Below are 20,762 nucleotides of genomic sequence, written 5' to 3' on the forward strand. Positions count from 1 at the left end.
GTCCAGGATTACCTGGATGTTAAAAGTCGTTAGTAGTCGTTTGTGTTGTATGGTCAAGCGACTAAGCGTATACGGTGGATGCCTTGGCAGCTGGAGGCGATGAAGGACGTAGGAGCCTGCGAAAAGTCTAGGGGAGCTGGCACACAAGCTTTGATCCTAGAATGTCCGAATGGGGAAACCCACTCCTTTTAGGAGTATCCATAACTGAATACATAGGTTATGGAGGCGAACCCGGGGAACTGAAACATCTAAGTACCCGGAGGAAAAGAAATCAATAGAGATTCCCTTAGTAGCGGCGAGCGAACGGGGATTAGCCCTTAAGCTCTTTATGTTTTAGTGGAAGGTTCTGGAAAGTACCGCGATACAGGGTGATAGCCCCGTACACGAAAAGGCATTTAGAGTGAAATCGAGTAGGTCGGGACACGTGTTATCTTGACTGAACATGGGGGGACCATCCTCCAAGGCTAAATACTCCCAGCTGACCGATAGTGAACCAGTACCGTGAGGGAAAGGCGAAAAGAACCCCGGAGAGGGGAGTGAAATAGAACCTGAAACCGTATACGTACAAGCAGTAGGAGCCCTTCGGGGTGACTGCGTACCTTTTGTATAATGGGTCAGCGACTTATTGTCTGTAGCAAGGTTAACCGCTTAGGGGAGCCGTAGAGAAATCGAGTCTTAATAGGGCGTTTAGTTGCAGGCAATAGACCCGAAACCCGGCGATCTATCCATGGGCAGGTTGAAGGTTGAGTAACATCAACTGGAGGACCGAACCCACTAATGTTGAAAAATTAGGGGATGACCTGTGGATCGGAGTGAAAGGCTAATCAAGCCGGGAGATAGCTGGTTCTCCTCGAAAGCTATTTAGGTAGCGCCTCGCGTCTCACCCTCGGGGGTAGAGCACTGTTTGGGCTAGGGGGTCATCCCGACTTACCAACCCCATGCAAACTCCGAATACCGAGGAGTGCAATCGCGGGAGACACACGGCGGGTGCTAACGTCCGTCGTGGAAAGGGAAACAACCCAGACCGCCAGCTAAGGTCCCAAATATCAGTTAAGTGGGAAACGATGTGGGAAGGCCCAGACAGCTAGGAGGTTGGCTTAGAAGCAGCCATCCTTTAAAGAAAGCGTAATAGCTCACTAGTCGAGTCGGCCTGCGCGGAAGATATACCGGGGCTCAAACTGATAACCGAAGCTGCGGATGCTCTTAGGAGCATGGTAGAGGAGCGTTGTGTAAGCCGTTGAAGGTGGATCGGGAGGTCTGCTGGAGGTATCACAAGTGCGAATGCTGACATGAGTAACGATAAGGGAGGTGAAAAACCTCCCCGCCGGAAGACCAAGGGTTCCTGTCCAACGCTAATCGGGACAGGGTTAGTCGACCCCTAAGGCGAGGGCGAAAGCCGTAGTCGATGGGAAACAGGTTAATATTCCTGTACTCGCTATTACTGCGACGGAGTGACGGAGAAGGCTAGGCCGGCATGGCGATTGGTTGTCCATGTTTAAGGTTGTAGGCTGGGGACTTAGGCAAATCCGGGTCCCTAAGGCTGAGAACTGATGACGAAGCCCACTTAGTGGGTGAAGTGGTTGATGCCCTGCTTCCAGGAAAAACTTCTAAGCTTCAGGTAATAGTGAATCGTACTCTAAACCGACACAGGTGGTCAGGTAGAGAATACCAAGGCGCTTGAGAGAACTCTGGTGAAGGAACTAGGCAAAATGGTACCGTAACTTCGGGAGAAGGTACGCCGGTTTTGGTGATGGGACTTGCTCCCTAAGCTGAGGCCGGTCGAAGTGACCAGGTGGCTGCGACTGTTTATTAAAAACATAGCACTGTGCAAACTCGTAAGAGGACGTATACGGTGTGACGCCTGCCCGGTGCCGGAAGGTTAATTGATGGGGTTAGCTTCGGCGAAGCTCTTGATCGAAGCCCCGGTAAACGGCGGCCGTAACTATAACGGTCCTAAGGTAGCGAAATTCCTTGTCGGGTAAGTTCCGACCTGCACGAATGGCGTAACGATGGCCACGCTGTCTCCACCAGAGACTCAGTGAAATTGAAATCGCTGTTAAGATGCAGTGTACCCGCGGCTAGACGGAAAGACCCCGTGAACCTTTACTACAGCTTTGCACTGAACTTTGAGCCTATTTGTGTAGGATAGGTGGGAGGCTTTGAAGCAATGACGCTAGTTGTTGTGGAGCCGTCCTTGAAATACCACCCTGGTATGTTTGAGGTTCTAACTCTGGTCCGTTATCCGGATCGAGGACAGTGTATGGTGGGTAGTTTGACTGGGGCGGTCTCCTCCCAAAGAGTAACGGAGGAGTACGAAGGTGCACTCAGCATGGTCGGAAATCATGCAATGAGCATAATGGTATAAGTGCGCTTGACTGCGAGACAGACATGTCGAGCAGGTACGAAAGTAGGTCATAGTGATCCGGTGGTTCTGTATGGAAGGGCCATCGCTCAACGGATAAAAGGTACTCCGGGGATAACAGGCTGATACCGCCCAAGAGTTCACATCGACGGCGGTGTTTGGCACCTCGATGTCGGCTCATCACATCCTGGGGCTGAAGCCGGTCCCAAGGGTATGGCTGTTCGCCATTTAAAGTGGTACGCGAGCTGGGTTTAGAACGTCGTGAGACAGTTCGGTCCCTATCTGCCGTGGGCGTTGGAGATTTGAGAAGAGTTGCTCCTAGTACGAGAGGACCGGAGTGAACGAACCTCTGGTGTTCCGGTTGTCACGCCAGTGGCATTGCCGGGTAGCTATGTTCGGACGGGATAACCGCTGAAAGCATCTAAGCGGGAAGCCTCCTTCAAGATAAGATCTCCCTGAGGCCTTGAGCCTCCTGAAGGGCCGTGGAAGACTACCACGTTGATAGGCTGGGTGTGGAAGCGTTGTGAGGCGTTGAGCTAACCAGTACTAATTGCCCGTGCGGCTTGACCATACAACAGAGATGGTTACTAACGACTAGCTAAGCTAGCGGATTGTGGAATGAAAGACACACAATGATCGCTTGCGGTGTATTACTACAGATTATTTTACCGACTTATTTGGGGTTATCGCCGGTCAATAATATGACCGAGGCAAACAGCGATAACGCGGCAGGCCAAGCACTTTGCTTATAAGACCAACGCCAACCCAAGCCAGTTTGCCTGACGACAATAGAGTTGTGGAACCACCTGATCCCTTGCCGAACTCAGAAGTGAAACGCAACATCGCCGATGGTAGTGTGGGGCTTCCCCATGTGAGAGTAGGTCATCGTCAGGCTTCTAATCCGAAAGGGCCACCCAATAGGGTGGCCCTTTTTTTATGGCTGAAAAATATTATAAAAAACAAAAAACAAAAAATAAAAAACTAAGAAAGGGAAAAAAGAAAACCCTCGCAGGGAAGCCTGCGGAGGTTTTCTTTTTTTGGAAACAGTGAAATATTTTGCTGCCTCGCAGCCCTGCGCCGAAGTTGCCAGTAGGGTGGCGAGCACTGCTTTCTATACAGTGTAGGTCAGCTGTAATTAAAGCTTGGTATTGGATTGGAGGTCGGTGCAGTCTTAAACCGGCGCAGCGGTTTATAGGTTTCTAATTCTCAAAAGGGCGGCCCAATAGGTTGCTCCTTTTAGTGTCTGAAAAAATATCGCTAAACATTTTTGCTACTATGTAGTGTCTGCGTTGTACTCTAGCTTGTTACGCTTAAGAGGCCTATAGGCTGGCGAGCAATGCTGTAGTTTCTAATAGGAAACCTCAAAGGCTGCTGTCATTTCAGCCTTCATAACGGCTCGATAAGAAGTTAGGTAATTTAGTAATTACTTTTTATGCCAACATTAAAGCTATAAACAAATGACATGTCGCTATTATTAAGCTCTTTCTCTAGAGCTGAATTAAAAGAAAATTTATTCTTTATAGAAGTGGGGATTTTTCTTTTGGTAATAAAGTGGCGCATACACAAGATACTGTTTTCACTAGCTGCTGAGTATATTGCGTTTAGTAGAGAAACAAAGCTGTCTTCATCAAGATAAGCAGAAACGTCAGAAATAGAAAACTTATCAATTTTACTTTTGGTGCTGTATAAATATTGCTCTAGAGGCGAATTTACCATTTCTATGGCTGTGTTATTTAGTGCCCCCTTTACTATCGGATAGTTATTTTTTTCTAAGTATAAGGGCATTCCATGTTCAGGGTTGTATTTCCCAGTTAGCAGGAATGTCATAAAGAAATTTTCAAGGACCAGGTGGCTCATTAGGGAGTGATCCATTCTGTCTAATAAATACTCGGGAATTGATACTTCTTGTGGGATGTGTTGATAGAATCCAGGGTCTTTAAGGAAAATTTGGAAGAAGTATTTGTTGGTAAGAAAGCGCAAAAATTTTTTCCATGCAGGGGTGTTCCATTTGTTTTTAACAAATTCACGCTGTTCTTCGATGTTGCTCAGGGTGGTGAGAGTTTTTATTTTCTTTGGCCGGATAGCTTTAATAATTACACTAATTAGTTTGAAGTGTTTTTCGAAGGCCCCTTCATAAATAAAACCATTCTCAATCATTCTTTCGTTTTTGGACCAGAATAATTCTGCTTTTTTTGATAATAGGTGTTTTATTTTGTTGTAAATGTTTATCCTTTTCTTGCATGGGATGACCCCCGAGAAACCTAAAAATTCCTCATGGTTTAGCGCCTGTATTCCGGAAATTTTGAGTTCTAAAAGATAATTTTGGCAGGGGTTTAAGTCAATGGCAGTTATTTTTTTTGGCTTGTCCAGTAAAAGACTTAAAACGCGATCTCCACCGCCAGTAACGCATAAAACACTATCGCTCTCATTAATATTTAGCGCCTTAAGTTCTGATCTAGAGTCTTCATTTGGCCCTGAGTAGCTGATCCTGTTTGCGTAATCGGAGAGCAGTATTTCATTAGGTTTGTTCATGGCGTGTTTAATTGGGTTACTTTGGTCGCTAACTTGTTTGGTTTAAAAAATAATCTACAACTTTGGTTAGATAGCTGTTGCTATTACACCATTGATTCTGAACCGGATGGCCTAGCACTTTTTGGCAGTTTACACTGGAAAACCTGAAATCACTGTTTAAGAATGGTCCGTTTTGCATTCTGTTGATAATCTTAAGTAGACGTTTTTCCCTCTCAGAAAGGTTGCTTAATGAAGTGTGATTCTCTATAAATTGTCTTAAATCCAGCTTAAAGTAATTTCGATTAAATTTGATAAAGTTGTCGACTGTCATCGGATTGGAATCGGCAATATTAAAGTGCTGATTTCTTGTGGCTTCATGTTTTTCTGAAATTTTTAATATTGCATCACAGCAGATGTCAACAGGTATGACATTAATAAAACAACCTGGAATATATTTTAAGTGAATGGGGATTTCTACATGTTGCTTTTTTAGTCGGTTTAGCAGTTTCACATATTCATAGTACCCAGACTCAGAATTTGTGTACCCACTCACTGAGTCGCCTAGCACAATAGTTGGCCTATAGATGGTGTATTCCAGATTTTTTGACTCTGCTATTAAGTTCTCTGCTATATTTTTCGTGTAGTCGTATGCGTTGAAAAATTTGTCAGGGCGGTAGAGTACCTCCTTTATGGCTATTCCGTTGGCATGAGCTTTACCGGCAATAAAAGCAGTTGATATTTGATTGAGTCGACATTTTGCTGTTACAGCAATGTCGATTAGTCGATTCACGCCGATAACATTGGTGTTAATGCTTTGTTGTAAATTACTATAGCTATAGTGCATGTCAGCAGCGCTGTTCCAAATGGAGTCAATATTTAGAGAGCATAGTTGTCTGTAAGATGCAGAAGATAGCCCGAGGTTTGGTTTGTTTAAATCACCTGATATTATTGTAAGTTGGTCAAAGTTATTTTCCGAAAGTTTATAGCGAGGGTTGGCAAAACTATTTTTTTGTTTTAGTTTCTCGGCGCGATTGTTAGCATTATTTCTGGCAATTAAGACCACATTGAGTCCTTTTTGCAGAAGTCCCCATGTCAAATATTGACCTATAAAGCCAAATCCGCCGACAACGAGTTGTATTTCTTTTAGCCCTCGTATTTCAGATAATTGCTTAAATATATGTTGGTCATGTTTCATCGGCTCATGAGAATTCGTCATAGCATTGAAATGGGAATGAATTCCGGAGGCAAAGGAGTATCCGCCTTTCTGAGGGTCTTCTTTACTCCTATGTATTTTTTATTGTGAAAGTTGGGAAATTGGTCTACTGTGGGGTGTTTTTTAAGGGGGCATGCAATTAATACAAATAATCTGTCCATCTATTTCTAAAGCCAATAGGAAAGTAGTAAAATCAGATGTTGGTAATAAACTACATTCTCATCACGGCGCTGCTATTAAACGTGATAGACGTATTCAAACTATGGGTTCTGAGTGAAGTACGTTTAAATCATTGTAGTCCATCTAGATTGTTCTCCATAATTTGACTCCTGATCCCCTGTTCTTACTCTCCCCTTCATTAACGGTTTCGAAACCATTGTGGGTGGCTGGGATTTAATTGTCCGGCATAGCAGCCTCCTGTAGACGGTTCGGGGGTTCTTGTATATATAATTTTTTGGAAATAGTTATTTTTGCATACTTCGAAACAATCTATCTGTTGAGTTGGTTTCTAAACTTTGCTCTCTGGATGTTTCCGGCAAGCCCCTGTAGAGGAGCAGTGCGCTCAGGATCGAATAAGTTTGATTTGATTGCTTACGATTAGTCTGAGGTGAGATTTCTTTTCTGGTCAGGACGTTAGCTTAGATGCCAAAAAGCTTGTCTGGTTCTCATTTTTTGAACACGTTCTGAATAAAGCTTGCTGTAAGCGGCTGAAATGAGAATTGGCGGGTAAGATTGGTCAAAACCGGTAAAAGGAGAATTACCAGTGAAGCGACTAAGGGATGTTATAGCAAAGTTAATGGCGTTGGGTATTTTGAGCCTAATGGGGGGGTGTTCAAAGGATGCGGAAATAACAGTAGGAACTAAAGTACTTGATCAGCAACATATAGCTGCACGGATTGATGGCCAGGAGGTCAGCGTAGAGGCCTTGGATAAGGAACTCCAGCTTGTGCTGTATGATATTGCTGAAATGGAGTATAAATTACGGCTCAACAAACTGCATGAAATGATTGCCAAAACAGCAAAAGATGCTCAAGAAATAGAAGTTATGCTTCCCGTTCCAGAGCCACCACGGATTGATCTTGATTATGGCGGGCGCGCCGTTCGAGGAAATCCCGAAGCGCCTATAACAATTGCTGTGTTTTGCTCCTTTCAATCTCCCCACTGTAAATCCTTTCAGCCAACCTTGAGGCGTTTGTTGAGTGACTATTCTGGTTGGGTTCGCCAGGTAAATTTTGATTTTCCCCTTAAGTTTCATCGGGAGGGTATCAAAGCTGCTGTTTCGGCTAAGTGCGCTGGTGAGCACAATATTTTTTGGGAATATCACGACGCCTTATACGCAAAAACTCCAAACCTTGGTGAGAAGTCTTACTCCCAGACCGCAAGCAGTTTACTGATCGATGACAAGCAATTTAAAACCTGTATTGGAGATATGAATTATAAAGAAGTTGTTCTTGGGGATCAGGAAATTGCTTTAGGGCTTGGCCTTACAAATGTGCCGGTTGTTTTTATAAACGGTTTGTATCTAAAGGGCGCACGATCATTTGAGCAATATTCTTACTGGATAGAAAAGGAACTAATCAGGCTTGATATAGATCCTCAGCAAAAATATACATGGAAACAACAAAAAGATACTGAAAATCAATTACCTGTTACGGATCTACCTCTTGCGCTGGTAGGAGTTAGTGAATCGAGTATAGAGAATAAGTCCAAAGCTTTAATAGAAGTAAATGGACAGAAGGCACAGAATTTTTCACTGGGGCAGTCTGTTCTTAAAGATGTCTTTCTGAAGCGTTTGAAAGGGCACTATGCCGTTATTGATAATCAGGGCTCCCTGGAGCGTCTGCTATTGCAAGGTGAAGAAGGTAATATTATCCCTTTAACTTTGTCCCATCAGCACGATGAGGAGCTGCGCAAACGTATTGAACAGCCTCAGGGAGAAAAGGGTAAAAAACTAATCGAGCCGGCTGGTGTCTTGACTCTTGGGCAAGAGTGGTTGGCGAAGCAACTCGAACAACGAGAATTCTTGCAGGCTAAATTTATTGAGGCGGAGCTGGAAGTTGAGGGCCACCATTTGATGCGCTTGGAGGGGGTGGCCAACAATGAGTTCTTTACTGCACTCGGATTCGAGGAAAACGATGTGCTGTTGAGGGTCAATGACAGTTGGGTCCACAGTGGCCAGAATGAGCTTTGGAGTGCTCTTACCAGTGGAAAAGTAATTGATGTCGCCTTTATGAGAAAGGGATTGCCGCATAGATTGCAGTATGTGGTTGAAGAGAGTGGTTACTTTGATGAGGATTTAGGTAAGTGAATTGAATAGGGCCCGCGGTACTTTATTGCGGGCCCTGAATTTACCGAGCAGTAAAAGTTACTTATTTATCTGGGTTTCCTTGCCACAGCAGGTCAGCGACAATATTTTGCCCTTGAATGCTTGGGTGGAAACAGTCTCCACCATCAATATCATCTTTATTGAACTGAAAAGTCCCGGCATTTAACTGATCCTCACCGGTATATTCAGCAACAACTTCTACCCCATTCATACCGTTGTAACTTTCTGCTTCCTCAACAAGGATTTCATTATAACGTTGTTGGGCTGCGGCTATTCCGTTATAACGAGTAGCAAAGCTCTCTCCATTCATCGAGCCGCCATTTGTTGCAATTCGGCAGATTCCGAAAGTCGACCAGACACTCTCGCAATCTACGCGGGAATTACCGCTTTGCTTATCCAGACCCGCTGCCCGGAGATCGTGTACTCGTGGTACTGAGCCGAGTACTATCGTTGAGCCGTTAGGGAGACCATCGACTAATTTGTCCAGTCCAGCTTGAACTGCCGAGCGCCACTCGCTATCGGTGTAGAGTGGATCGTTACAGTTGGCTGGATCAATGCAATCCCGGTTACAGATGTCATTACCGCCCAATACTACCTCGACATGATCAGGTAAATTACTTTGGGATAGAATCCGATCGGCTTGAGTGGAGAAATTGTCGCCTCCACTACGCATCTCAGCACCGGATTCCGCTGCACTTTTATTGGCAGCCATATTGGGGTAGTTAACTTTATATTTATCGTGAACACTCTCCACTGAATTGTCGTCGCCGTCAAACCAGGAATGCTCGGGTTGGTCCCCGCCGAGAAGACAAAACAGGTCCCAGAAATACTTATTGCGGGTACAGTCTGCACCGAATGCCATGGTAATACTGTCACCCGCAGCAACAGACTTGGAGGGGGCTGCCATTGCTGGCTGTATCGACAAGATGCTCAAACAGAGCGTTACTAGAACTCCATATTTATTCAACATTGTATTTTCTCCCACACCGACTTTCGCCGTAAGTTGTTATCGTTTTATTCACTGCTCCGGTAAACGAGAAGGAGTGTAGGACGCACTCAGATATTGTGAGTGGTGAATGCTTGAGACCCTTTGGTCAGTTATCAATAAATTGAAGTCTGTTGGAGTTTTGTCGCCAAGAGCATTGATTACTTTATTGGCGTTTCAAAGCTTTAGTTTTTCTGGAGCAGTTTTATGCCATCTGTTCTTCTTCTGGTGCTTCCACTATACTGCGCTCTACTTGTCGGAGTGCCTGTGGGCTGAGATCGCTGTTGCGAGATCCGTTGAACCTGATCGGGGTAACCCCCGCGTAGGGAACAAGATCTGAAGTCGCCTGTTTTGTTACAGTTTGGCGCCTTTTCTCTTTGTATGTGCCCTGGATGCTGCGACCTTTAAATTTCCAAGTTTTAAGGTTACGCATGTCTGAGATCATTGAACAATCCGGTAAAGCCGGAAAGTCCTCCCGCGCTGCCAGTCGCGATTCCGCTAAAGAATTTCTTGAGAATCTCACGGTTCAGTCTTTCCCTAACTCGAGCAAGGTGTATTTGCCCGGTGAAACTGCTGACATCCAGGTTGGTGCTCGTCAGATCTGTTTGGGAGATAGTTTGGTAGGGGGGGATGCAGAGAATCCGGTGTTTGAACCCAATGAGCCCCTCACCATTTACGACACTTCGGGCCCCTATTCCGAGCCCAATTTTAAAGTGGACGTACGGGAAGGGCTGCCCAAATTGCGCCAGGGCTGGATAGAGGCCCGCAGAGATACTGAACTGCTGGACTCTCGCCAAGCGGCCTACAGCCAGAAGCGTATGGCGGACCAGGGGTTGGATCATATCCGCTTTGAAAACCTTCCCAGCCCTCGCCGGGCCAAACCGGGACAGAATGTATCTCAGATGCACTATGCCCGCCGCGGCATTATTACCCCAGAGATGGAATTTATCGCTGTGCGCGAAAATATGGGGCGAGCCAAGTTGGCAGCGGAAATGAGTGAAAGTGAATACCAGAAGGCACGTGATGGTATTTACATCCCCGAGCAAATCACGCCGGAATTTGTGCGCCGGGAAGTTGCAGAAGGGCGGGCAATTATCCCGGCGAATATTAATCACCCGGAAGTGGAGCCGATGATTATCGGGCGCAACTTCCTGTGCAAGGTGAATGCAAATATTGGTAATTCTGCTGTGACTTCTTCCATTGAAGAGGAAGTGGAGAAACTGGTTTGGTCTACCAAGTGGGGCGCGGATACGGTGATGGATCTGTCTACCGGTGCCAATATCCACGAAACCCGCGAGTGGATTCTGCGAAACTCGCCAGTGCCCATCGGTACTGTGCCGATTTACCAGGCGCTGGAGAAAGTAAACGGAATTGCTGAAGATCTTAACTGGGATGTGTTCCGCGACACCTTGATTGAGCAGGCGGAGCAGGGGGTGGATTACTTCACTATTCATGCTGGCGTGCTTTTGCGCTATGTGCCGCTCACTGCCAAACGTATGACCGGGATTGTCTCTCGCGGTGGTTCCATTATGGCCAAATGGTGTCTCGCCCATCACCAAGAGAATTTCCTCTACACCCACTTCGAGGAAATCTGCGAGATTATGAAGGCTTACGATGTGAGCTTTAGTCTCGGTGATGGCCTGCGTCCGGGCTCCATTGCGGATGCTAACGATGAAGCCCAGTTTGGCGAGCTGCGCACGCTTGGCGAGCTGACTGAAATTGCCTGGAAGCACGATGTTCAGACGATGATCGAAGGCCCCGGTCATGTGGCTATCCATAAGATCAAAGAAAATATGGATGAGCAGCTGAAGCACTGCCACGGCGCACCTTTCTACACTCTAGGTCCGTTAACCACGGATATTGCTCCCGGCTACGACCACATTACTTCCGGCATCGGCGCTGCACTTATCGGCACCTACGGTTGCGCCATGCTCTGCTATGTGACCCCCAAAGAGCACCTGGGTCTACCCAATAAAGAGGATGTTAAAGAGGGCCTTATGGCCTATAAGATTGCGGCTCATGCCGCAGACTTGGCCAAAGGGCATCCGCGGGCACAGAAGCGCGATGACGCCCTGTCAAAAGCCCGCTTTGAATTCCGTTGGGAAGATCAGTTCAACCTCGGCTTGGACCCGGAGCGGGCACGCACCTATCACGATGAAACCTTGCCAAAGGAATCCGGCAAGGTAGCTCACTTCTGCTCCATGTGCGGCCCGAAATTCTGCTCCATGAAAATCACCCAGGATGTGCGCGATTATGCGGCCAAGCAGGAAGCGGCACAGGGCATGGAGGAAATGTCGATTAAATTTAAGGACATGGGTAGCGAGATTTATCACAAGGGCTGATGAGTATTTTGGGAGAGAGTCCTCTCCCCCAAGAATCGGATAGCAAAAGTACGGCGAGTGCATAGCGCATATCGCTGGGTGTCGATTTGGATTTGCGAAGATAGGTGGTCTGTGACAAGCGAAACCAAAGCCAAAGTAGCTATTGCCGGTGGTGGCCTGTTAGGTCGCTTACTCGCCTGGCGGCTCTGCCAACGGGAACTGGATATCACCCTGTTTGAAGCGGGTGATTTGTCGGCGCCAGTCGGGGGAGCTTGCTGGACGGCAGCGGGAATGATCTCACCACTATCGGAATTGGTGCACAGCGATAAGCAGGTTTACAACCTGGGGCTGAAAAGCCTTGAGCTTTGGCCTGAGTGGGCCCGGCAGCTGAAGGAGCAGAGCGGGCAGGACGTGGAATACCGCCGAGCGGGCTCAGTGCTGGTTGCTCACGGCAAGGATAAAAGTGAGCTGCTGCAATTCCTGCGGGAGCTACAGAGCAAGTTGGGCGAGCCTGCCAGGGAGCAGGTGCAGCCCCTCGATTGCAATACTTTAGCGAAATTAGAGCCCTCCTTACACGGCTTTGAACAGGGGCTTTACTTACGAGGTGAGGCGGATATCAATAATCACCGCTTATTGCCTGCATTACTCAGCGTATTGCGCCGAGGTGCAGTCACTCTGCGAGAGTACAGCAAGGTAAATTGCGAAGCCGGGTATATCTCTGTGAACTTGGAGCGCGAACAATTTGATTGCGTGATCGACTGCCGTGGTCTCGGTGCCAGGGGGCAGATTGAAGGCTTACGCGGTGTCCGTGGTGAGGTGATGGTGGTGGAATCCCGGGAAGTGGTTTTGCAGCGTCCAGTGCGACTGCTCCACCCGCGCTATAAGCTCTACGCTGTACCCCGCAGCGATGGACGCACAGTAATTGGTGCTACGGAAATTGAGAGCGAAGACCAGTCGCCCATTTCCGTGCGCTCCAGTATGGAATTGTCTTCCGCGCTTTACTCCCTCAACCCGGCTTTTGCCGAGGCTCGTATTGTTGAGACCCGCGTAAATTGTCGCCCCGCCACTATGGATAATATGCCTTATATCCACAGCGAGGATGGGCTGATTAGGGTGAATGGCCTTTACCGTCACGGTTATCTTTTAGCGCCGGCAGTAGTGGAGCAAGTGGAGAATCAAGTGGCACAACAACTGTTACAGGTGGTTTGATGCAGGTACTAATTAATGGGGAAATACAGAGCCTTGAATCCCCGCTAAAACTCTCTGCGCTTTTACAGCAGCTCGGCTATCGCGGAGAAACATTTGCCGTTGCGATCAACGGTGGATTTATTCCCCGTACGGAATATAGCAATACACAGATAAATAACGGCGATAGCCTGGATATTGTTGCTCCGGTAGTGGGGGGGTAAAGGTGAGCGATCTATTAAAACTTTACGGAAAAACATTTAACAGCCGGCTTTTGGTGGGCACCGCCCTGTATCCCTCCCCAGCGATTATGCGCGAATCCGTGCAAGCCTCAGCTTCGGAAATTATTACTTTGTCTCTTCGCCGGCAAAATCCGGCACAGCAGCAGGACAATCGATTTTGGGATTATATTCGCGAGTCCGGTTGTCAGTTGTTGCCCAATACCGCCGGTTGTAAATCGCCGCGAGAAGCGGTGGAGCTGGCAAAAATGTCCCAGGAAATTTTCCAGACCGATTGGCTCAAGCTGGAAGTGATTGGTGATGATTACAATTTGCAGCCAGACCCCTTTGGTCTGGTAGAAGCTGCGCGGGAATTAATTCAGTTAGGCTTCAAGGTTTTGCCTTATTGCACAGATGACCTGGTTCTGTGTCGAAAACTTTTGGATGTGGGTTGCGAGGTATTAATGCCCTGGGGGGCTCCCATCGGTACCGGGCAGGGACTGCTCAATAAATATAACCTGCAAACACTGCGCGAGCGCCTGAGTGATGTACCGCTTATTATTGACGCCGGAATCGGTGCGCCATCACAGGCGGCAGAAGCACTGGAGATGGGCTTTGATGCGGTGTTATTGAATACCGCGATTGCAAAAGCCCAGGATCCGGTACTGATGGCTAATGCTTTTAAACTGGCTGTGGAATCCGGGCGCGCCGCCTTTAATGCCGGCTTGATGCTCAGGCGTCAAACTGCCAGCCCCAGCACCCCCACCCTGGATATGCCTTTCTGGCAGCAGGCAGAGAGCATATTGCAGGATTAGTATTTTTATGCGCGATCAACTCCAATTGAAAAAGCCAATTGTCTGGACCATTGCCGGCAGTGACTCCGGCGGTGGCGCCGGTATTCAGGCGGACCTGCTGACTTTTGCCGACCTCGGCTGCCATGGTTGCAGTGCTATCACGGCCAATACTGCACAGAATACGGTGGAAGTTACTGCAATTAATGCAGTTTCCCTAGAGGTCTTGGGTTCTCAGTTACAGGCTTTACAGCGGGATCTATTTCCTGCCGCAATTAAAATCGGTCTGCTAGCGAATGCTGAACAAGTTGTTGCGGTGGCAGATTTCCTGCGCCAGCTGCAAGCGGTGCAGCCGGTTCCGGTTATTTACGACCCGGTTGCTGTTGCTACCAACGGAGCCGGGCTCACCAAAGGGAATATTACCGCAACGGTGTTGGCTCAGTTGATGCCACAATGTGATCTGGTCACTCCCAATTTACATGAATTGGAATGGCTTACCGGAGCTAGTGTCACGGGTTCGGAATCTATTGTGCAAGCTGCGCGTCAATTGCACGCCTACGGCGGTACCGCAATTTTGGTTACCGGCGGCCATACGCAATTGCGTGCGGGAGAAGTTGCCGACTTACTGTGGGATGGTGAAAAAGCCGATTGGTTTATTGGCCGGGAAGTATCCAGTACAGGCACACATGGTACTGGCTGCACCCTGTCCTCCGCTATTGCCGCTTGCCGCGCTTTGGGCTACCCGTTGCGAGATGCCTGCGTTGTGGGTAAAGCCTATGTTCAGCGGGGCTTGCGCCGGGGAAATAATGCACATATCGGCGCTGGTGCTGGACCTGTAGGCCACTGTGGCTGGCCCCTGGATTTAATCGACTTCCCGGAGATTTTGGTGCCGGGAGAAGAGCGTGCGCTGGATTATGGTTTTGGTGCGGCCCAGCCTCTTGTTCAAGGTTTTGCCCAAACAGACTCGCAAGCATTGGGTTTATATCCGGTTGTGGATACAGTGGAGTGGTTGCAGCGCCTGGCTGAGCTGGGGGTGCGTACTTTACAGCTGCGAATAAAGAATCCGGGTGAGGACCTGCGCGCACAGATTGAGCGGGCAGTGGCTATTGGCAGGACGTATAACCTGCGCTTGTTTATCAATGATTACTGGCAGTTGGCGATTGAGTGCGGCGCCTACGGCGTGCATTTGGGCCAGGAGGATTTGCAGTCTGCTGATCTGAGGGCAATTCAAGCGGCAGGATTGAAGCTGGGTATCAGTACCCACGGCTTCTATGAATTACTGTTGGCCTACCGTTATCGCCCCAGCTACTTGGCCATTGGTGCAATTTATGCGACCAACACCAAGGATATGTCGGATCAGTTGCAGGGCGCGCAGAAACTTGCGCGAATGGCAGCACTATTGCCCGATTATCCACTTGTGGCAATTGGTGGTATTAATATGCAACGGGCCGGTGAGGTTATCGCTAGCGGTGTTGGCAGTATCGCCGTGGTCAGCGCTATTACTCAAGCGGAAGATTACAAGCAGGCGGTTACCGATTTTAATGTCCTGTTGAAAGGTAAGCATGCGGAAGTAGAGCCATGTTAAGTAGTAAGGAATTACAGCGTTACAGTCGCCAAATAATGTTGCCCCAAGTGGGTGAAGAGGGGCAGAAAAAACTGTCTTCTGCGCGAATTCTGATTGTTGGCTTAGGTGGGCTCGGCAGCCCGGCAGCGATGTATCTGGCCGCAGCCGGTATTGGAGAGTTGCACCTGGTGGATGGTGATCATATCGATCTCTCCAATTTACAGCGCCAGGTTTTGTACAAAACCAATCACCAGGGAAAATCCAAAGCGATGGTGGCTGCACAACAATTGGCTGCAGCCAATCCAACTATTCGCATTCACCCCCACAGCCAAATGGCGAATGAATCCTGGCTGCGTGAGCAGGTAAAACAGGTGGATCTGGTGTTGGACTGCACCGATAACCTGGAAATCCGCCATACGATCAACCGGGTTTGTTATCAGGCAGGGTGTCCGGTAGTAATGGCATCGGTGCAGGGGTTTTCCGGCCAGCTGATTAGTTTTGATTTTTCTGAAGGAAACGGCCCCTGTTATGCCTGCCTGTTTCCGCCCCAGGAGCAGGCTGAAGTCCAGAACTGCTCTACAGCAGGTGTGATCGGTCCGGCGCTGGGTGTGGTTGGTAGCATGCAGGCTCTGGAAGCCATGAAATACCTGATGGATTTGCCGGTATCGAGCTTGAATAAATTGCACTTAATCGAGACAGAAACCTTAGCCCTGCAAACTTTGCAGCTGCCGAGCCATAGTAATTGCCCGGTTTGTAGTGCCTGATTTCTTGTGTTGCCAGCAGGGGGCTCGATAAATAGTTTTATTTGGAGAGTCCCTTATTGGCAATGTCTTGTCGCAAAATTTTCTTCCAATAGCCGGGTTAAAATTCACGCCATTTTTGTACCTTATAAATCTTACTTGTCTATATAAATAAGCTATTGGCTCGATAGCTTGTGAGAAGTGAATAAAGGTACCAAAATGGCCTTATAACCATTTCGGTGACAACAGTTTTTGGAAGAGGGATTTGTATTATGAAAAAAATCGATATTGGTATCAGTGAAAAGGATCGGGAAAAGATTGCTGCCGGTTTGAAACATTTGTTGGCAGATAGCTACACCCTTTACCTGCAAACCCACAACTTCCACTGGAATGTTACTGGGCCTCTGTTCCGCGAATTACACCTGATGTTTGAAGAGCATTACACCGAGCTGGCCACTGCGGTGGATGATATTGCCGAGCGCATTCGTACCCTCGGGGTTTCCGCTCCCGGTACTTACCAGGCTTTTGCTCAACTCAGCTCTATCAAAGAAGTTGTTGAGGTACCACCGGCGGAAGAAATGGTAAAAATTCTCACTAAAGGGCATGAGCAGGTGATCAAAACCTGTCGTGAAGTTTTAAAAGATGCCCAGGCAGGAGAAGATGAGTCCACAGTTGCTTTGGTATCTGATCGTATGAGAGTTCACGAGAAAACAGCTTGGATGCTGCGCGCAACCAGCAGTCACTAGTCGCTCAAATAAGTAGAGGCACTTTTATAGACCTCAACCAGTAATCGCGGATAAAATCGCGGATAAAAACGCGGTTGCTGGTGCTGACAAGGTGCCTCGGCTCTTTAATAATATCCCCACCTCCTGACTCACTACTGGCGCCGATAGCGGCAGGTATTCCAGCCCATATTCCCGAACCTGTGTTTCGCACAAGCTCGGTACTGCACTAATGCCTATTCCCGTACGTACTAACTGGCCGATTGTGCTTAATTGATTAGCTTCGCAGATATAGTGAACGCCTTTGCCACTTTGCCCGAAGGCCTCATCGGTCCAGCGCCTCACCGCTGAGCCGCGATTCATTGCAATAAATGGAAAGCTGGCCAAGTCACTCCAGCGCACTTTTCCTTTTTCGCTGAGGGGGTGCTGGGGTGGCATGACTGCGATAAAACGATCCCTGTGTAGGGGTACAAATTCAAGCCCGCCTAGATCCTCGGGACGAAAACTGATGCCCAGCTCCGCCCGGCCCTCCTGCACCGCTTGGGTTACTCGTTCCATCACCACATCTTCCAACAGAATATTGATTTGTGGGTGTTGGCGGTGAAAATTGGCTAATAATTGGGGGAGTTGGTTGAGCGTATAGGCGGGAATTACTGCCAAGCGCAACTGCCCACGTTCCAGGCGAAAGGCCTGCTGTACCGCATCCAGGGATTGATCCCAGTTGTACAATAGTTGTTCGGCGCGGGAGAGGAATTCCTCACCCTCTGGGGTGAGAGCGAGTTGGCGGGCTTCTCGACTGAAAAGAGGGCCGCCAGTCGCATCCTCCAGATTGCGGATGGCAATGGACAGGGCTGGCTGGGAAGTGTGCAATTGAGCGCTGGCCTGGGCCAGACTGCGGCTGCGGGCCACTGTGACAAAGGCGCGTAGTTGTTTGATTGTGGCACTCACAGCGGCAGGTTCCTGGGGAATTGATAGATTTAGCTATGTTAACTTTTATTTAACAAATCTAAAAAAGATTAAAATAGTTTTAAGTGGTGGGACAGGGCATGATTGCTCCCCTTGTGCCCGAGAGGGCGATTTGAAAACACAATAATGAGCCACAAGGTCTGTTGAAATGAAGGACAACTCCCAACCGCTCTGGAAACCCAGCGCAGAGGCTATTGCCGCCACCCAGATGGATGAATTTCGTCGCAGGGTCAACCAGCAATACCAGCTGGATCTCAATGATTACGCGGCCTTATACCAGTGGTCAGTAGATAATCGCGAAGCTTTCTGGCGGGAGTTGTGGGATTTCACCGGAGTTATTGCTGCAGATAAGGGTGATGAGACACTCAGTAACGATTCCATGCCCGGTGCGCAGTGGTTTCCACAGGCACGCCTGAACTTTGCTGAGAACCTGCTGCGTTATCGCGATGACAAGGCTGCCCTGGTCGAGCGCCTGGAGAACGGTAGCCGCCGCGAGCTGAGCTACAAGGAGCTGTATGATCGGGTGGAGCGCCTGTCAGCGGCCCTCGTTGCCCAAGGCGTTGTTGAGGGAGATCGGGTAGCGGGCTTTATGCCCAATGTGATCGATACCGTAGTGGCCATGCTGGCCACCACCAGCCTCGGGGCTATCTGGACCTCCTGCTCACCAGACTTTGGTATCAATGGAGTATTTGACCGCTTTGGCCAGGTGCAGCCGAAAGTGCTATTTGCCTGTGAAGGATACTTCTATAACGGCAAGGTTATTGATTCACTGCCGCGTCTGCGCGAGATCATGCAGCGAATCGAATCCATAGAAACTTTGGTAGTGGTGCCGGTTGCTCGCTCAGAAGAGGAAACTGCTCAGGTACTAGCGGCAGAGCCGCTGGGTAAGGCGGTACTACTGCAAGCTTTTGAAGCTGCGGCGCCCGCTCAAGAACTCTCCTTTGTACAAACCGAATTTAATCACCCCCTGTACATCATGTACTCCTCAGGTACTACTGGTGTACCCAAGTGCATCGTCCACGGAGTGGGGGGCACTTTACTCCAGCACCTGAAGGAGCATCGCTTGCATGGCGATCTGCGCCGTGAGGATACACTTTTCTACTTCACCACCTGTGGCTGGATGATGTGGAACTGGCTGGTGAGTGGCCTGGCTTGTGGGGCGACTCTGGTGCTGTTTGATGGCTCACCTTTCTACCCTTCATCCCAAAGTCTATGGGATATGACCGATGAAGAGGGAATCAGTGTGTTTGGCACCAGTGCCAAATATATTGCTGCGCTGGAGAAGAGTGGCTGCAAACCCCGGGAGACCCACAAACTGGAGAAATTGCGTGCGGTGCTCTCCACAGGCTCTCCGCTGGCCCACGAAGGCTTCCGCTATGTCTACAGAGATATAAAAGCAGATCTCTGCTTATCCTCTATTTCCGGTGGCACCGATATTGTGTCTTGCTTTGCCCTTGGCAACCCAACTCTACCGGTATATGCCGGTGAATTGCAGTGTCGCGGCTTGGGTATGGCGGTGGAAGTCTGGAATGATACAGGCAGTGCAGTGGTTGAAGAGAAAGGGGAGCTGGTTTGCTCTAAATCCTTCCCCTGTATGCCGATTGGCTTCTGGAACGATCCAGATGGAGCCAAGTACCGCGGTGCTTATTTTGAAAATTGGCCTGGTGTTTGGGCGCATGGGGACTATGCCGAGATTACGGCACACGGTGGTGTTGTGATCTATGGCCGCTCCGATGCAGTACTTAATCCCGGCGGTGTGCGTATCGGAACCGCAGAGATTTACCGCCAGGTGGAGAAAGTCGAGGAGGTGCTCGATAGTATCTGTATTGGCCAGCCCTGGCACGACGATGTACGGGTAGTGCTGTTTGTGGTTTTGCGAGAGGGTATTGTACTGGACGAGGGTCTGACCCAGAAAATCCGTTCCACGATTCGCGCCAATACCACGCCTCGCCATGTACCGGCGAAGGTGATCCAGGTGGCGGATATTCCTAAAACTATCAGCGGTAAGATTGTGGAACTGGCTGTGCGCAATGTGGTGGAGGGTAAACCGGTTAAAAATAAGGAGGCCCTGGCCAACCCCGAAGCCTTATCGCTATTTGAAAAGCTGCCGGAGTTGGCAGAAGAGTAAGTTAGGGAGCCTCTGAACCACTCCGTGATACCTCTGCATGCCCCGAAGGGCGGGCCTTGAAGGCCACAGCTGCTGCGTTGCAGCTCTTGCAAAGGGCTACGGCCATTCGCGGCGAGCTGCGCCTAACATCTGCAACCTTCAAGGCCCGCAGAGGCATTACGGAGTTATTCAGAGGCTCCTTAGGAGTAAGGGAGCGTAACCCGGCGCCATTTAGTTTGCTGCGGTTCTGCGCTACCCTTCACTTTATAAACACCAATAATTTACGGTAGAAAAACAGTCATGGTTACTTATTTGTACTGGGCAGCGGTGATTGCCCTGGTTATTGCTTCTCTTTTTATCGGCAGTCGCCTGGGCAGCCTTAAGATCGGCGCAATCGTGGCTGCGGTTTTCTTTGTTGGCGGCTGGCTTGCCTACTACTTTCACTATGAGCAGGTTTTCGTGAAGCGTTTTGGCGGAGTCATGCGTATCTCTGTGCCCGATGGGTACCGCCATATCGGCGCCACCTGGAAAGAAGATAATTTGTGGATCGAGAATTATAACCCCAAGACTAACCAGTGTATTTTCACGGAGTATTCCAAAGGAAATATTCTGGAAGGGCGGGTGATTATCCAGGATTGTAATCCCTTAATGCCCAGCCAAGGCACTCAGCCATAGAAGCCCCAAACGCCGAATCGGCTTATTGGCTGCTCAATAGGTCGATTTAATTATCCCAGCTGTCGTCATCAGCTGG

General features: G+C 48.8%; 14 protein-coding genes, 2 rRNA genes and 1 riboswitch. Of the genes, 12 read left to right on the forward strand and 4 right to left on the reverse strand.

All coding sequences use genetic code 11. From position 1 onward, the window contains the following. Positions 1-51: 51 nt before the first annotated feature. Positions 52-2,933: ribosomal RNA gene (locus ACJJIE_RS00285) — 23S ribosomal RNA — on the forward strand. A gap of 207 nt (positions 2,934-3,140) precedes the next feature. Further along, positions 3,141-3,256, forward strand: a 5S ribosomal RNA gene (gene rrf, locus ACJJIE_RS00290). A 522-nt stretch (positions 3,257-3,778) separates the two neighbouring features. Here rrf and ACJJIE_RS00295 read toward each other — a convergent pair. Both ACJJIE_RS00295 and ACJJIE_RS00300 read right to left on the reverse strand, forming a co-directional pair. Further along, positions 3,779-4,894: a DUF3419 family protein gene (locus ACJJIE_RS00295; protein ID WP_444893130.1), complete on the reverse strand. Its 1,116-nt coding sequence runs from the start codon at positions 4,892-4,894 to the stop codon at positions 3,779-3,781. Positions 4,895-4,922: 28 nt separating this feature from the next. Beyond that, on the reverse strand, positions 4,923-6,068 hold the full coding sequence (locus ACJJIE_RS00300; protein ID WP_444893131.1) for an SDR family oxidoreductase: 1,146 nt from the start codon (positions 6,066-6,068) through the stop codon (positions 4,923-4,925). Positions 6,069-6,849: 781 nt separating this feature from the next. Here ACJJIE_RS00300 and ACJJIE_RS00305 point away from each other — a divergent pair. Beyond that, positions 6,850-8,394 (forward strand): thioredoxin domain-containing protein, encoded by a 1,545-nt coding sequence (locus tag ACJJIE_RS00305; protein ID WP_444893132.1) that lies wholly within the window; start codon positions 6,850-6,852, stop codon positions 8,392-8,394. A 61-nt stretch (positions 8,395-8,455) separates the two neighbouring features. On the opposite strand, the gene ACJJIE_RS00310 is transcribed toward ACJJIE_RS00305, so the two are convergent. Next, on the reverse strand, positions 8,456-9,382 hold the full coding sequence (locus tag ACJJIE_RS00310) for an SGNH/GDSL hydrolase family protein (RefSeq protein ID WP_444893133.1): 927 nt from the start codon (positions 9,380-9,382) through the stop codon (positions 8,456-8,458). Between the two features lie 262 nt (positions 9,383-9,644). After that, positions 9,645-9,743, forward strand: a riboswitch (TPP riboswitch). 85 nt (positions 9,744-9,828) lie between these two features. Between ACJJIE_RS00310 and thiC the strand changes: the two genes are divergently transcribed. From thiC to ACJJIE_RS00345, 7 genes are all read left to right on the forward strand, one after another. After that, the gene (gene thiC, locus ACJJIE_RS00315; RefSeq protein ID WP_444893134.1) at positions 9,829-11,739 is read left to right on the forward strand and encodes a phosphomethylpyrimidine synthase ThiC; all 1,911 of its coding nucleotides are present in this window, start codon (positions 9,829-9,831) and stop codon (positions 11,737-11,739) included. Positions 11,740-11,850: 111 nt separating this feature from the next. Further along, the gene (gene thiO, locus ACJJIE_RS00320; protein ID WP_444893135.1) at positions 11,851-12,927 is read left to right on the forward strand and encodes a glycine oxidase ThiO; all 1,077 of its coding nucleotides are present in this window, start codon (positions 11,851-11,853) and stop codon (positions 12,925-12,927) included. Beyond that, complete coding sequence (thiS, locus tag ACJJIE_RS00325) at positions 12,927-13,127, forward strand: sulfur carrier protein ThiS (protein WP_444893136.1); 201 nt, start codon at positions 12,927-12,929, stop codon at positions 13,125-13,127. Before thiO ends, thiS begins: the two co-directional genes overlap by 1 nt. Positions 13,128-13,129: 2 nt before the next feature. Beyond that, on the forward strand, positions 13,130-13,936 hold the full coding sequence (locus ACJJIE_RS00330) for a thiazole synthase (protein WP_444893137.1): 807 nt from the start codon (positions 13,130-13,132) through the stop codon (positions 13,934-13,936). Between the two features lie 7 nt (positions 13,937-13,943). Next, positions 13,944-15,497: a thiamine phosphate synthase gene (gene thiE / locus ACJJIE_RS00335; RefSeq protein ID WP_444893138.1), complete on the forward strand. Its 1,554-nt coding sequence runs from the start codon at positions 13,944-13,946 to the stop codon at positions 15,495-15,497. Further along, positions 15,491-16,240, forward strand: a complete 750-nt coding sequence (locus ACJJIE_RS00340) for a HesA/MoeB/ThiF family protein (RefSeq protein ID WP_444893139.1) — start codon at positions 15,491-15,493, stop codon at positions 16,238-16,240. Before thiE ends, ACJJIE_RS00340 begins: the two co-directional genes overlap by 7 nt. A gap of 248 nt (positions 16,241-16,488) precedes the next feature. Next, complete coding sequence (locus ACJJIE_RS00345) at positions 16,489-16,962, forward strand: Dps family protein (RefSeq protein ID WP_108734073.1); 474 nt, start codon at positions 16,489-16,491, stop codon at positions 16,960-16,962. Between the two features lie 33 nt (positions 16,963-16,995). Here the strand turns inward: ACJJIE_RS00345 and ACJJIE_RS00350 are convergent, their stop codons facing one another. Next, on the reverse strand, positions 16,996-17,886 hold the full coding sequence (locus ACJJIE_RS00350) for a LysR family transcriptional regulator (protein WP_444893140.1): 891 nt from the start codon (positions 17,884-17,886) through the stop codon (positions 16,996-16,998). Between the two features lie 226 nt (positions 17,887-18,112). Here ACJJIE_RS00350 and ACJJIE_RS00355 point away from each other — a divergent pair, with 226 nt between their 5' ends. Beyond that, complete coding sequence (locus ACJJIE_RS00355; protein WP_444894733.1) at positions 18,113-20,032, forward strand: acetoacetate--CoA ligase; 1,920 nt, start codon at positions 18,113-18,115, stop codon at positions 20,030-20,032. 279 nt (positions 20,033-20,311) lie between these two features. After that, positions 20,312-20,686, forward strand: a complete 375-nt coding sequence (locus tag ACJJIE_RS00360; protein ID WP_108734070.1) for a hypothetical protein — start codon at positions 20,312-20,314, stop codon at positions 20,684-20,686. Positions 20,687-20,762 lie beyond the last annotated feature (76 nt).

Source organism: Microbulbifer maximicatervae (SeqCode) (genome assembly GCF_052467325.1).

Excerpts from the sequence above, each read along its gene's own strand:
- ACJJIE_RS00295 (WP_444893130.1), bottom strand. The coding sequence starts at position 4,894 with ATGAACAAACCTAATGAAATACTGCTCTCCGATTACGCAAACAGGATC.
- ACJJIE_RS00300 (WP_444893131.1), bottom strand. The coding sequence starts at position 6,068 with ATGAAACATGACCAACATATATTTAAGCAATTATCTGAAATACGAGGG.
- ACJJIE_RS00310 (WP_444893133.1), bottom strand. The coding sequence starts at position 9,382 with ATGTTGAATAAATATGGAGTTCTAGTAACGCTCTGTTTGAGCATCTTG.
- thiC (WP_444893134.1), top strand. The coding sequence starts at position 9,829 with ATGTCTGAGATCATTGAACAATCCGGTAAAGCCGGAAAGTCCTCCCGC.
- thiS (WP_444893136.1), top strand. The coding sequence starts at position 12,927 with ATGCAGGTACTAATTAATGGGGAAATACAGAGCCTTGAATCCCCGCTA.
- thiE (WP_444893138.1), top strand. The coding sequence starts at position 13,944 with ATGCGCGATCAACTCCAATTGAAAAAGCCAATTGTCTGGACCATTGCC.
- ACJJIE_RS00340 (WP_444893139.1), top strand. The coding sequence starts at position 15,491 with ATGTTAAGTAGTAAGGAATTACAGCGTTACAGTCGCCAAATAATGTTG.
- ACJJIE_RS00345 (WP_108734073.1), top strand. The coding sequence starts at position 16,489 with ATGAAAAAAATCGATATTGGTATCAGTGAAAAGGATCGGGAAAAGATT.
- ACJJIE_RS00355 (WP_444894733.1), top strand. The coding sequence starts at position 18,113 with ATGGATGAATTTCGTCGCAGGGTCAACCAGCAATACCAGCTGGATCTC.
- ACJJIE_RS00360 (WP_108734070.1), top strand. The coding sequence starts at position 20,312 with ATGGTTACTTATTTGTACTGGGCAGCGGTGATTGCCCTGGTTATTGCT.